The sequence below is a fragment of the Dactylosporangium sp. NPDC000244 genome (genome assembly GCF_040300725.1).
In the GTDB taxonomy this organism is placed as follows: Bacteria; Actinomycetota; Actinomycetes; order Mycobacteriales; family Micromonosporaceae; genus Dactylosporangium.
Genome location: NZ_JBEPEH010000018.1, coordinates 1 through 12,644, shown reverse-complemented (window position 1 = coordinate 12,644; position 12,644 = coordinate 1). Strand labels below are relative to the sequence as shown.

At 68.3% G+C, this 12,644-nt stretch carries 13 protein-coding genes and 1 pseudogene; 7 read left to right on the top strand and 7 right to left on the bottom strand.

What is annotated here, in order from left to right:
• Window positions 1-27 precede the first annotated feature (27 nt).
• A complete protein-coding gene (gene chvE / locus ABT369_RS25460; RefSeq protein ID WP_350615494.1) occupies window positions 28-1,149 on the bottom strand; it encodes a multiple monosaccharide ABC transporter substrate-binding protein in 1,122 nt (373 codons plus the stop codon).
• Window positions 1,150-1,347: 198 nt separating this feature from the next.
• On the opposite strand from chvE, the gene ABT369_RS25455 reads away from it, so the two are divergent.
• The 5 genes and pseudogenes from ABT369_RS25455 to ABT369_RS25435 form a co-directional block, all read left to right on the top strand.
• Window positions 1,348-1,782 carry a MarR family winged helix-turn-helix transcriptional regulator gene (locus tag ABT369_RS25455; protein WP_350615493.1) on the top strand — a complete coding sequence of 145 codons (435 nt, stop codon included), beginning with the start codon at window positions 1,348-1,350 and terminating at the stop codon, window positions 1,780-1,782.
• Window positions 1,775-2,701, top strand: a complete 927-nt coding sequence (locus ABT369_RS25450) for an NADP-dependent oxidoreductase (protein ID WP_350615492.1) — start codon at window positions 1,775-1,777, stop codon at window positions 2,699-2,701. The genes ABT369_RS25455 and ABT369_RS25450 overlap by 8 nt, the downstream gene beginning before the upstream one ends.
• Complete coding sequence (locus tag ABT369_RS25445) at window positions 2,698-3,030, top strand: hypothetical protein (RefSeq protein WP_350615490.1); 333 nt, start codon at window positions 2,698-2,700, stop codon at window positions 3,028-3,030. The genes ABT369_RS25450 and ABT369_RS25445 overlap by 4 nt, the downstream gene beginning before the upstream one ends.
• The gene (locus ABT369_RS25440) at window positions 2,985-3,323 is read left to right on the top strand and encodes a hypothetical protein (RefSeq protein ID WP_350615488.1); all 339 of its coding nucleotides are present in this window, start codon (window positions 2,985-2,987) and stop codon (window positions 3,321-3,323) included. Before ABT369_RS25445 ends, ABT369_RS25440 begins: the two co-directional genes overlap by 46 nt.
• A gap of 114 nt (window positions 3,324-3,437) precedes the next feature.
• A pseudogene (locus ABT369_RS25435) lies at window positions 3,438-3,764 on the top strand (transposase); the annotation flags it as partial.
• 192 nt (window positions 3,765-3,956) lie between these two features.
• Here ABT369_RS25435 and ABT369_RS25430 read toward each other — a convergent pair.
• The 5 genes from ABT369_RS25430 to ABT369_RS25410 all read right to left on the bottom strand — a co-directional run bounded on the left by ABT369_RS25430 (window position 3,957) and on the right by ABT369_RS25410 (window position 8,150).
• A complete protein-coding gene (locus ABT369_RS25430) occupies window positions 3,957-4,718 on the bottom strand; it encodes a hypothetical protein (protein ID WP_350615487.1) in 762 nt (253 codons plus the stop codon).
• 198 nt (window positions 4,719-4,916) lie between these two features.
• Window positions 4,917-5,387 (bottom strand): hypothetical protein, encoded by a 471-nt coding sequence (locus tag ABT369_RS25425; RefSeq protein ID WP_350615485.1) that lies wholly within the window; start codon window positions 5,385-5,387, stop codon window positions 4,917-4,919.
• A 313-nt stretch (window positions 5,388-5,700) separates the two neighbouring features.
• On the bottom strand, window positions 5,701-5,982 hold the full coding sequence (locus tag ABT369_RS25420; RefSeq protein ID WP_350615484.1) for a hypothetical protein: 282 nt from the start codon (window positions 5,980-5,982) through the stop codon (window positions 5,701-5,703).
• 295 nt (window positions 5,983-6,277) lie between these two features.
• Window positions 6,278-6,505, bottom strand: a complete 228-nt coding sequence (locus ABT369_RS25415; protein ID WP_350615482.1) for a hypothetical protein — start codon at window positions 6,503-6,505, stop codon at window positions 6,278-6,280.
• A 616-nt stretch (window positions 6,506-7,121) separates the two neighbouring features.
• Window positions 7,122-8,150, bottom strand: coding sequence for an IS630 family transposase (locus ABT369_RS25410; protein WP_350615774.1), 1,029 nt, complete (start codon window positions 8,148-8,150; stop codon window positions 7,122-7,124).
• 429 nt (window positions 8,151-8,579) lie between these two features.
• On the opposite strand from ABT369_RS25410, the gene ABT369_RS25405 reads away from it, so the two are divergent.
• Together ABT369_RS25405 and ABT369_RS25400 are read left to right on the top strand one after the other, a co-directional pair.
• Window positions 8,580-9,371: a leucine-rich repeat domain-containing protein gene (locus ABT369_RS25405; RefSeq protein ID WP_350615480.1), complete on the top strand. Its 792-nt coding sequence runs from the start codon at window positions 8,580-8,582 to the stop codon at window positions 9,369-9,371.
• A 118-nt stretch (window positions 9,372-9,489) separates the two neighbouring features.
• Window positions 9,490-10,026 (top strand): DUF4240 domain-containing protein, encoded by a 537-nt coding sequence (locus ABT369_RS25400; RefSeq protein ID WP_350615479.1) that lies wholly within the window; start codon window positions 9,490-9,492, stop codon window positions 10,024-10,026.
• A 308-nt stretch (window positions 10,027-10,334) separates the two neighbouring features.
• Here ABT369_RS25400 and ABT369_RS25395 read toward each other — a convergent pair whose 3' ends face one another.
• Window positions 10,335-12,284, bottom strand: a complete 1,950-nt coding sequence (locus ABT369_RS25395) for a WD40 repeat domain-containing protein (protein ID WP_350615478.1) — start codon at window positions 12,282-12,284, stop codon at window positions 10,335-10,337.
• Window positions 12,285-12,644 lie beyond the last annotated feature (360 nt).

Here is a 12,644-nt window from a genome sequence, read left to right as displayed (position 1 = left end):
CGGACCCGGCCCGGTACGGCTGATCGGTTACAACCCCAGGTCCGAGGCTTTGAAGAAGCCGGAGTCGACGAGCTTCGACTTCACGTCGTCCTTCGTGACCACGACCGGCGGGAGGAGGTAGGAGGGAACGACCTTCACGCCGTTGTTGTACGTCTTGGTGTCGTTCGTCTCGACCGCGGTGCCCTTGGAGATCGCGTCGACCATCTTCGCGACCTGGTCGCCGAGGGTGCGGGTGTCCTTCCAGACCGTCATCGACTGCTTGCCGGCCAGGATGTTCTTGGTGTTGGCGAGGTCGGCGTCCTGACCGGTGAGCACCGGCCAGTCCCCGCCGGGCTTGTAGCCGTGCGAGTCCAGCGACTGCGCGATGCCCAGCGCGAGTGAGTCGTTCGGGGACAGTACGACGTCGACCTTCTTGCCGCCGGTGTAGAACGAGTTCAGGCGGTTGTCCATCTCGGCCTGCGCGCCCTCGGTCTTCCAGCCGTTGATCGAGACCGTCTTCCAGTCGTCGTTGCTGGCCAGCTTCTTGCCCGACGGGATGACCAGCTTGCCGCTGTCCACGTACTGCTTGAGCACGTCCCAGGCGCCGGCGAAGAAGAACTTGGCGTTGTTGTCGTCCGAGGAACCGGCGAACGGCTCGAGGTTGAACGGGCCCTTGCCCGCGTCGAGGCCGAGCTTGGAGACGATGAACTGGCCCTGCAGCTGCCCGACCTTGTAGTTGTCGAAGGTCGCGTAGTAGTCGACGTTGGGGCTGGCGTTGATCAGGCGGTCGTACGCGATGACCTTGACCTTCTTGTCCGCCGCCTGCTGCAGCACCGGGGCCAGCGCCGTGCCGTCGATCGAGGCGATGACCAGGATCTTCGCCTTGTCGTTGATCATGTTCTGGAGCTGGGTGATCTGCTGGTCGACCTTGTTGTCGGCGTACTGCAGCGAGGTCTTGTAGCCGGCCTTCTTGAGCAGGTCCTCGAGGTGGGCGCCGTCGTTGTTCCAGCGCTCCAGGCTGCGGGTCGGCATGGCGATGCCGACCAGCGCCGGGCCACTGTCGCCGCCGCCCCCGGCGTTGTCGTCGGAGCGGGTCTTGCTGCACGCCGACGTGGTGGCGAGCAGGGCAGCCAGGGCGGTGGCGGCCAGGATCCGGAGAGTCTTACCCATCCCTGACGCCTCCTTTCGAATCGGGAGGAGGGGGTGTGCGCGCAGGGTGCGGGGGTTTGTTATGGCCGCGAACATACCTCCCCGGACCGGTGATCAGAGGTCACAGATCGATAACACCATGGTCAACTCCGTTACCTGGCAACATGTTTCGAAACACAGTCCTTAAGCTCTAATCTAATTACTGCTAATGTACTTCCCGTGAGCGTGGATCTTCGGCAGGTCTTCGACGACCTGGTGCGGTTCGAGACCGATCTCTGGAACGGCGTCGACGCGCGCCTGCGGCAGGCCGGGGCCGTCCCCCTCGGGAGCCTCAACGTGCTGCAGGTGGTGGCCCGGACGCCGGACTGCCGCGTGAACGACATCGCCGACGCGCTGTCGATCACCATCGGCGGCGCGAGCCAGGCGGTCGACCGCCTGGTGGCGCGCGAGCTGCTGGCCCGGCGGCCGAACCCGGCCGACCGCCGATCCTCCATTGTGGAGCTCACGGAAGCCGGATCGGCCTCGCTCACGGCCGCCGAGGAGATCTTCGACGCGGAGCTGGCCGAGTGGTTCGGCGGCGCGCTGACGGGTAGCGCCCTGCGCAGCTTCGCCCGCTCGCTGTCCACCCTGCGCACCTGGAGGAAGCATGCCTGAGGCACGAGCCGTCCGATTCGACACCTTCGGCGGGCCCGAGGTGCTCCACGTGACCGGGATCCCGATGCCGTCACCCGGTGCGGGCGAGGTGGTCGTCGCCGTGCGCGCGGCCGGCATCAACCCGGGTGAGAGCGGGATTCGCAGCGGGGCGCTGGAATTCAGGTACCCCACCCGCCTCCCCTGCGGCGAGGGAAGCGACCTGGCGGGCGTGGTCACCGCGGTCGGGCCGGGGGTGACCGGCTTCGCGACCGGCGACGAGGTGCTGGGCTTCTCCTGGACCCGCTCCAGCCACGCCACCCACACCGCCGTGCCGGTCACCCAGCTCATCCCCAAGCCGGCCGCGCTGTCGTGGGAGGTGGCCGGCTCCCTGTACGTGGTGGCCTGCACCGCCTACGCGGCCGTGCGCGCCGTCGGCGCCCGGGAGGGCGAGACGATCGCCGTGTCGGCCGCGGCCGGCGGCGTCGGCACGGTGACCGTCCAGCTGCTGCGCCACCTCGGCGCGCGGGTCCTGGCCATCGCGTCACCGTCCAACGCGGACTGGCTCGCGGCCCGCGGCGCCACCCCGATCCCCTACGGCGACGGCCTCGCGGACCGGCTGCGCGCGGCGGCGCCCGAGGGGATCGACGCCTTCATCGACCTGTTCGGGCCGCAGTACGTCGACCTGGCGCTCGAGCTCGGCATCCCGAAGGACCGCGTCAACACCATCATCGCCTTCGAGGCCGCGGCGCGCCTGGGCGTGCGGGCGGAGGGCAGCGAGGTTTCGTCCACTGTGGACGTGCTGACCTACATGGCCGGCCTCGTCGCCGACGGCACGCTGGAGATCCCGATCGCCGGCACGTACGCGCTCGACGACGTGGCGAAGGCCTTCGAGGAGCTGGACCGCCGCCACACCCGCGGCAAAATAGTCTTGCTCCCGTGATGTCGGTGCTGACCCTGCCGATCGAGCGCTACCGCGTGATGGCGCACATCGACGGCGAGTTCGTGGCGCCGGGCGACGGCGGCATCGACGTGTTCGAGGCGCTGCTGCCGGTGAACCGCTTCCTCGCGGGGCCGACGCCCTCGACGGTGCCGATCGCGTCCTGCCCGTCCTGCGGTTTCGAGGACTGGCACGACGACGCCACGATCGTGCGCGACGGCGACCTGGTGCGCTGGACCTTCCGGGACCGCAGTTCACCTTCGCCGCCGACGCCTACGACGCCGAGGTGCGCCGGGCCGCCGAGGAGCCGTCGCTGGCGGACGAGCGGCTGATCCTCAACGACCTGACGCTGCCGCGCGGGCTCTTCGCGGCCCGTCCCCGGTCCCGGCCCCGCGACGGCCGGAGGGTCATCGAGGTGCGCCAGGGCGAGGACTACCAGATCTTCGTGACCGTGCCCGCCGACCCCGTCCAGGCCCGCGCGGTGCTGTCGGGGCCGCTCGAGCGGTGGGACGCGGAGTGGTTCTCGAACCGGGGCTGGGTCGAGGAGCCGCCGTCGTGCGCCGCGCCCATCTGGCGCCGACACAACCTTGAGACCGCGTCTCATTTGGGGCTGACACCGGCTTGAGCGTGATGTTCAATCTCCGGCGTGTCCGATGTGGAGCGTTGGTGTCCTGTTGCTCTGTGGGAGATCGCAGGCCCGTTGCTCCCGCCCGCGGCGGTGCTGCTGCCGCTGCTGCTGCTGGACAGCATGCCCGCCGTCTCCGGCCGGGTCGGGCGCCCTCGCCGCCGGCCCGACAAGCTGCACGCCGACAAAGCCTACGACCACAAAGCACTGCGGGCTGCGGTCCGCCGGCGCGGCATCACCGTGCGCACCGCCCGCAAGAAGATCGAGTCCTCACAACGCCTCGGCCGACACCGCTGGGTCATCGAGCGCACCATGTCCTGGCTGATGCACTACCGGCGCCTGGTCCGCCGCTACGACCGCTACGCCGAGCACTTCGCCGCGTTCGCCACGATCGCCTGCGCCCTCATCTGCTACCGCAAACTGGTTAAACACCCCAAATGAGACATGGTCCAAGCCGCCTCGATCGCGACACGATCACGAGCGGAGCGGCGCCGCGATCCACGACCCATCGAGACGCTCGACCAGCCTGATCAGGTGCGCGCTCATGCCGAGATGAGCGTGCTTCCGGTGCCTGCCCAACTGTCTAGGTCAGGCGTGTAATGTCGGTTCAAAACCTGGACACTCGACGCACCCTTACTGAAGAGAATCGATCCATGTCGTAAGTAGCCGACCGATAAAGTCGCGAGCCTCCGCGATCTGCATAGTCCGCTTCGGTGTGCCGGCCAAGCGCGCGTGCCGGGCACTCTCGCCACTAACGCTCGGCAAGTTCGCAGACCCGGTGAACGCGCTGATGTCGGGCTTCGTCGCGAGGCCAGATCGAATGAGGTCGGCCTCCCCGCCCTTCGCCTCGCGGATGATCTCGTAGACCTTGTAGAGGTCAATCCAGGTCGTCCGCTCGGGCCTGCCCATGATCTGGAGCGCCTCAGCAGCATCTGGGTGCCGCATCGCCTTACCCACTCGCTCTGGACCGAGCGGCGGGGGAGGCGGCACCTCATTGCCTTCCGGATCGGTGACCACCGCAACGGCACCCAAGCGGACGCGTGCCTCTATCCCCTCGGGGAAGACGACCTGATGCTGCTTGCTGTCGCCTTCTTGGAATCGCCCAACCAGGGCCACCGGCCGATAGCTGCCATTGTTGGCCTGGCCGATACCGTTCACGATCGCCAGCACCCGCTCGGCAGCGCGGTAGAACTCCTCACTCTCCGGACGATTGTCGATCTCCACCGAGGACAGGTAGTACTCTTCCCCGTCCTTGATCACCTGAGTATCGCCGGACGAGAACAGCGCGCACAGCTCGTACAGGTCGAACTCGTGACCCCTGAGAAATGCCCTCCAATTCACGGTGGGAAGCATACGCACTGACATGCCGCCGTCAGTGCGCAGCTTGTGGTACATCTGCACAAGGAGTGCTCTCGCGGAGAGTGGCTGGTGCGCGGTCGATCAAGCGTCCCGCCGCGGCGGCGCAGCCAGCACTGTGAACAGGGCGTGGCCAACGACGCCCGGCCCAGGGACCGGACCGCGCTTCGGGCGAGTCTGGCGCCGGTGCGATTCAGGGGCCGGTACTCCGGGCCGGGGTGCGGCGGAGTCTGCAGGTCACCGGCCTGGGGATCGCAGGCGCCCGGCGCGGGTCTTCGCGAGGTTGCGGACCCGCTTCGTGCGGCCGGCCTCGCCCAGCACCGCCAGTACCGCGGCTGAGTCGGCCTCCTCGACCACTTTGCGCTGGAGCCAGTTCGACGCGGCCGCCACCGCCTCGCGATCCACCGGTTCGCCGGACTGCAGCGCCTTGAACAGGACCCACTCCTGCACGCGCCGCGCGATGAACCCGTCGGCGCCCACCGCGTCCACCAGCGGCTCCGCCCACGCGGCGAACGACGCCGCCGAGGCCAGCCCGTCGGCCCGGGTGTCCACAAGAGACATCAGCACCGACTCCGCCATGAGCCGGTCAGGCTCGGCGAGCAGAGCTGCGAACAGCGCCGGGTCGTCATCGGGCCCGCTCTCCCGCACGGCGGTGCTGAGCTGGTGGAATCGGGCGTGCCCGTCGGCCGGATCGTCGCTGGAGGTCACCTGGCGAGGGTACCGGCGCGTGCACGCTGCCCCGCCGCCGCCGGGGCCCGGACGGGTCAGTCCGGCGTGCCCAGGGTTGTGAGCACGGCGCGGTTGGCGTCCTGGCGCGCATGGAGAACGAGCCGAAGCGGGGGTACCTCACCTACACCACGTGGACGGGTTGACGGTGATGACCACCGACGTCAGCCTCAGCCGGCGGGTACATAGAACACAGCAACATCTTGGTTGCCTGACGCCAGGGCAACCCCGCTTTCCGGCGCTGGGTGCAGCGCGGTCGCCTGCGCTGCGGAGCGATGGTTCAGCGGCGTAGCGGTCAGCGTTCGGACGCGCCGTGGTCACGATGCCGGGCCCATCGCCGACGATCCAGAATGAGCAGACCGGCCAGTACCGCCGCGGCACCTCCGGCCAGGCAGGGCCCGACCGGCAGACCAACGAGCCGAGCGCCGCTGTAACCGACTCCCGCGCCAGCCAGACACAGCACCGCGACCGCCGACCAGCCGACCACGTTCAGTTGCACACTGCGGAACAGCTTGACATGACGCCGGAACCGGCGCCACGGCGTCACAGGCTGGTATTCGGCGTATCGACGTTCCACGACATCTCCGCTGTGCCCCGTGAAGGCAGTCGACCGGACTGGCCTGAGCTCAGCACCATCCTGTCATGCCGCGATGCGGTCGCGCACGATGGGCTGAAACTGGATCACTCCAAGTCGTCGTAACGTCGGCGGAGGCATCTGTCTGGGCACCGGCCGGCCGCGAGGACCTCGTCGCGGAGGGGCCTTGGCACATCGAGGTGGTGTACGACGTCATGGAGGAAGCCGCTGAGTTCCTGGCCTGGTGGAGCGATCTGTCCGCCGTTGACGCGCCACCGCATGGCCATCTCGGCGAAGTTCAGGCTGTGGACGGCGCTCCATCGGACGTATTCGTCCTCGTCGTGGCGAGCTGTTCGAGGGTCTCGCGCGGGGTGTTGAAGTTGCGGGCGACCAGGACTCGGACAGGCCGGACGTCGTCGGTGGCGAGCTCGCGGAGCCGGGCCGAGGACGTTGTGGGGCTTCTTGCCTCGAGCGCCCGCTGGTAGCCGGGCATGCGCTCGGACTGCGATCTGATCGGCCTCGACATCATCCCACCATGATCGCCAACGTTCGGAGGCATCCGCTCATGCCGCCTCGGGCGTCCGGCACTGGTCGAGGTGGTCGACCTCTGCTGATGGCCTTCGCGGGTGACAATGTGGCGGTGATCGATCGCGGACCTGAGCGGTTCTCGCCGCCGGTGGTGTGTGACCAGTGCCCGCATCCGATCAGCGAGCACGTGCTGTGGGGGCCGGATGAGATCTGCGGCGGCTGGATGCACTGCACTATGCCGGATTGTGATCGCTGCTGGCACGAGTGGCCGGCTCAGCGCCCGACGTCCTGACCAGGCGCTGTCAGGGCGCGTAGGCGCTTGCGATTCGCTCCTACTGGCCACGCCCTTCGCTAGGGTGCGGGGTATGAGTGCAGGTTCGGCAGCGTGTCCAGCTCCGCGAAGTTGCGAGGCTCAGGATCTGTCGGCGTTGATCGGAGTTCTCGCCGTCATTGAGGGCGAGCTCATGGCCGGCCACGCCAGCCCGCAGTTGGCCGGTAACCTTCGGGAGCGCCTCGAGCGCGCACGATTGTTGCCGCCCGGTGGAACCGAACGAGACCTCCGGCAAGCCATCAACGATCTCAATCACCGGCTGCGGTACGCCCTAAGCGCCTGATCAATAGTTCTGTCCGTAACGCTCGGGGAGCCAGGGTGAGGTCCAGGGCGCGGCGGTGGTGAGGTTTTGGTCGCTGGTGCGGTTGCGGAAGAAGGCGTGGGCTTGTCGTACTCGGTCGGTGATGGTGGCTGGGGCGGTGTTGGCGATGTGCTGTTTCAGGACGGCCCAGATTCGTTCGACCGGGTTGTCCTGGGGGCTGTAGCGGGCGCCTTCGATGAGCAGCAGGCGGGGATGCTCGGCCAGCCACCGTTGGGTGATCCCGCTGTGGTGGGTTGTGCCGTTGTCGCAGATCACCGCGACGATCGGGGCGTCGGGATATGCGGTCAGGAGCAGGTCCAGGAAGTAGCAGAACACGACCGAGACGTTTTTGATCGAGATGTGATGATGCCAGGTGCCGGTGATCAGGTTGACCGCACCGTGGATGGTGCGGCGGACGTTTTTGCCCGGGGTCATCACCTGGTGCCGGACGCCTTCGGGCATCCAGCAGGCGCGGACACGGGCGAGGAGGTCGAGGTGGGTTTCGTCCTCGGCGAGCACGACTGATCCGGTGGGTAGGGCGGCGATCTGGTCGCGGATGGCGGCGCAGATCTGGTCGTGCTCAGGGACGCTTTTGGCGATGAGGCGGGGTCGGGACCAGCGGGCGTGTTCGCGGGTCCGGCGGTAGATGGTGCGCAGGCTCAGGTTCGGTCGGCCGAGGGCTCGCCAGATCCGGGCGGTGGTCCAGGCTTTCGGCGTGCAGAGCAGTCGTCGGATGCGGTTGCCCAGTCCGGGGCTGCCGAGCCGGGGCCGGCCGCTGCGGGGTCGGTCCGGGAGTCCGTCGAGGCCGTGCAGGTCGTGCCGGGCGATCCACCTGCGCACGGTGCGGGGGTGGAAGTGCAGCACGTCGGCGATCTCCGCGGCGGACATGCCACCGGCGGACAGCAGGACCATCACCGCCCGTGCGGCGACCCGCCATTGCTGGTGCAGGGCGGTGACGAGGTCGGTGTGCTGCTCGTCGGACAGGTTGGCGTAGATGTGCGCCGGGCGCATACTGGTCGAGGCCTCGTCGTGGTCGGACTTGTGTGTGGTAACCAAATCCAAACTCGACGAGGCCTTTCCATGCCCTCATCGATCAACTTGGGCGAGTTACGGACATAACTTCAGGCAACCCGCTTAGGTGAATACGATCGACCACCGGCTCCCTACGTGGTTCCCGAGCAATCCTGAGTCAGCCGGTCATAAGACAGTGCGGCGGCCGCGAACCGTGCGCGCTCATGCCGCGATGCATGCGCGCTACGCGGCGGGATGCTGGCCGAGCCGGCAGGTGCGGAGCTGCCGAATTGGGTGTAGTGAACGAGTCGGCAGGGCGGACTCCGTTGGTGTTCGAACGCAATCCGCGCTCGCGCTGCCTCGTGCCGGCCGGCCGCGCGCCTGGCCGTGGGCGTCGGGGAGGCGGCGATCTCCGCGTAGGCTCGGGTCGTGACTGACTCGATGCCCGGCGCGTCGCGGGTCTTCGGTAACCGGTTCGCGGTCGATGCCTCCGGCCGAAGCCGGCGCGTCGACGAGGCGTGTTTCCGGCAGCCAAACACACGGGTTCGATTTCATGGAGAACGCCAGGACACTGCTTCGCCCGGTTGGCGCCGGCTGTTGGAGTTGATCGACGAGGCGGTGGAGGACGGTCGTGAGGTGTTCCGGCCGCTGGTCGACCTCACCCCGCTCGAGCGGGCCGACCTTGTCACGCTGCCGCCCACCATCGCGAAGCTCACGCGGGTCCGTCATCTCGTGCTGTACGGCAGTCCACTCGTTCGGGTTCCTCCGGAGATCGGTGCGATGGCGAGCCTGGAGGTGTTCGAGCCGTACACCTCGTACGCGTTGCACTGGTTCCCTTTGGAGCTGACGAGGTGTGCGAATCTGGGCAGGAGCACCGTCAGCACGCGGGCCCTCTACGGCAACTACAAGTACCGATACGACTTTCCGCAGCTCCAACCAGAGGGCGCACTGGCCAAGGTTCCCGATCGCGACGATCTTGATCCGCAGATCTGGGGCGCCGAGACGATCCGGAGTTGTAGCGTCTGCGACGGGCCGATCGAACCGGTACGGTTCCGACAGGTATGGATCTCCCTTCGGGTCGCAACCGACGTGTTGCCGCTGCTGGTCAACGCCTGTTCCGAAAACTGCGTCCGCGCGCTTCCGGACCCACCCGAGGGCTACGTGGCCACGACGCATCAGGGTGGCCGCTACGTCCCCCAACCTGAGCCCTCCCATCGGTGATGAAGCGGGCAGCGCACACCAACATGCCGCCGGTCGAGCGCTGATGGACGGGCCGGTGCTCCGGTGTCCGCTGCGGCGGCGGTAACCGCTCGAGGGCCACCTGGGAGGATCGTGCGCTATGAGCGTGGACAGGTTTTGGAGCGTTGTGGAGCAGGCCCTGGCTGCAGCGGAGGACCGGTTCGACGCTGAGGAGGTGGCGCAGCGAACGCTGTCGCTCCTGGTCGGACCGCCGGCGGCCGAGGTGGCGGCGTTGGCGCAGCCGCTATGGGACCTCCGTGCGGTCTCGTATCGGTGGGATCTCTGGGGCGCCGCGTATCTGCTGAATGGCGGCTGTTCCGATGACGGCTTCGAGTACTTCCGCGGCTGGCTGATCGCCCAGGGCCGTGCGGTGTTCGATCAGGCGCTGGGCAATCCCGACGTTCTCGCGGATCTGCCCTCCGTTCGCGGCGCAGCCGAGACCGAGGACCCGTTCGACTTCGAGTGTGAGTCGATGTACGGCGTGGTTTGGGACGCCTATCAGGTCCTCACTGGGACGATGGACTTGCCCGAGCCGGTCGGTGGCGGTTACCCGCCGTTGGAGCCGACGTGGGACTTCGACGACGAACGACAGGTGCGGCATCGGCTGCCGCACCTGGCCGCGCTGCTGCTGGACTGACCATGCCGACCTCACGCCATCGGCCGCGCCCGCATCGCGACAGCGTGCCTCACCGCGACGCGCGGCGAAAAGCCCGACATGAGCCATAAACTTCAACGGAAGATCATGGCATCCGGATTTGCCGCAAGTTCCGCGCTCTGACTCGTCGGCAACTCGTCACGCTCCGTAAATGCTGGCTTGTCAGTGGGGTGCCAGTGAGTAGGATCCTGCTAGCACGGGACAACGGTGCCGGCGGTGGCGTGCGGATACCACCTGGTGGCTGTGCGGAAGCCTTTCGATTTGAGCGGTTGGACCGATTGTGACGCGCGTCAGCCGGGCAGCGGCGTCAGCACGGCTGTGTTGCCGGCGAAGCAGGCGATGATCAGCCCCTGGGGGTCGATGGTGACGGCGGTGACGGTCTCCGGGAAGTTCATGGTCGGGCCGATCTGCTCACGGGTGGCGAGGTCCCAGACCTGTACCTCTGCCAGGACGGCCGTGACCGCGACGGCTCGGTCGTCGATGGTGGTCGCGGCGACCGCGGTGACGTAGCCGACGGCGAGGCTGCCGGTGACGTCCTGGTCTGCGAGATCCCAGCGCCTGACGGTCTCATCCTGCTCGCTGCTGGTGATCGCGAAGGACCGGCCGCCGGCGGTCGCAGCGGCGACGTGGAGGATCGGCTTGCCGCCGGCCCCGCTCGCGACTCGGGCGATATCCCGGTTGGTGGTGAGGGGACGCAGGCTGAGCGTGCCGTTCCGGTTGCCGATGACGGCGGTCGGCCGGCCGTCGACCGTGGTGGTGGCGGCGGCCCGGACCCATCGCCGATCCCTGGCGCGCGGCGGGCCGATCTGCGTGCCGTCGGTGAGGTTCCAGACCCGCACGGACTTGTCGTGGCTCGCGGTGACCACGACCGGTGCTCCGTCCGTTGCGGCGACGGCGATCCCCGAGACTGGGCTGGTGTGGCCGGTCAGCGGTGCGCCGACCGGTGTGCCCAGCGCCAGGTCCCAGGTCCGGATCGTGTGGTCGGCGCCGGCCGTCACGGCCACGGCGCGGCCGTCGAGCTCGGCGGTCGCGAGTACGTCAACCGGGTCGTCGCCGGTGTCGATCGCGCGGGCGGGCGCGCCGCTGGCGGTGTCCCAGAGTTGGATGCCGTCGTCGCCGTTGCCGGTGACCACCACGTGCCGGCCGCCGACGAGCGCGGTGGTGACCGCGCGCACCGGGCGTCGAGCGGCGGGCGCGGGTGTCTCGACGTATTGGGCGAGGTCCCACATCCGCAGCGTGCAATCCGTGCTGCCGCTGATCGCCACCGGCCGGCCGTCGATGGTCGTGGTGGCCACCGAAAGGACCCAGCCGGTGTGGCCGGCCAACGGGGCACCGAGCAGCTCCCGTGTGGCCAGGTCCCACATCCGCAGCAGGTCGTCCTGACCACCGGCGATCAACACCGGCCGCCCGTCGACGGTCGTGGTGGCCATTGTGCTCAGGACGCCTTCGTGGCCGGTCATCGGTTCGCCGATCTGGCGCCGATCGATGAGGTCCCACGTCCGCACCGTTTCGTCGCTGCTGCCGGTGATCGCGACCGGCCGTCCGTCGACGGCGGTGATCGTCACCGGAAACACGATGCCGGTGTTCCCGGTCAACGGGTCACCGATCTGTTGCCCGGTGGCCAGGTCCCAGATCCGCACGGTGCGGTCCGTGCTGCCGGTGACCGCGACAGGCCGGTCGTCGACCACCGCGACCGCCAGACTGGAGAGGCCGTCGGCGTGGCCGGTCATCTCGGCGACCTGGCGTCGCTCGACGAGGTCCCAGACCCGGACCGTCCGGTCGAATCCGGTGGTGACGGCCACCGGCCGACCGTCGATCATCGTGGTGGCCACCGTTGTCACGCCGTTCAGGTGGCCGGTCAGCGGATCACCGATCTGCTCGCCGCTGAGCAGGTCCCAGATGCGCACCGTCTCGTCCCAGCCGCCGCTGACCGCCACCGGTCGTCCTTCGACGGTCGTGACATCCAAAGCCCCCACCACGTCGGCGTGACCGGTCAGCGGATCACCGACCTGCTCCCCGCTGAGCAGGTCCCAGATGCGCACCGTCCGGTCCGCACTGCCGGAGATCGCCACCGGCCGGCCGTCGAGCGTCGCGGTCGTCACCACCCAGATCCGGGCCTGGTGCCGGTTGTGGACCGACGCACCCGCCGGTACGCCGAGTTCCCTGTGCCGGGTGGGCTCGTTCGTCCACCGCACCCGCCAAGCGGTGGTATCGGCGAACGCCGTCTGGGCTGTGATCACGGCAGCATGCTAGGAAGTGCCCGCAAGTGGCGAACCCGCCGGCTGGCGCCCATCGTCCACGCTGGGCGCTCACCCGTCGCTCTCGAACAAGGAACCAGCATGCCTGTCTTTGGACCGCGGCCGAGCTCGCGCCGGCGCTTCCTCACGTCGGGTTACCGCAACGGGCTGATCGAGCAGGCCCTTGTCGCGAATGTTCCGCCTGACCGAAATAGGGTGACCCGCCGGATTCAGGCCGACGACTAACCTCCTCACACCGGTGCACACATCTGCCGCGGCGGAGGCTCTGGCGTTCATCGTGGCTGGTGACGCACCGTAATACATGGCTGCATTTCCTACCCCCGGCACCCGCCTCGAGTCGCC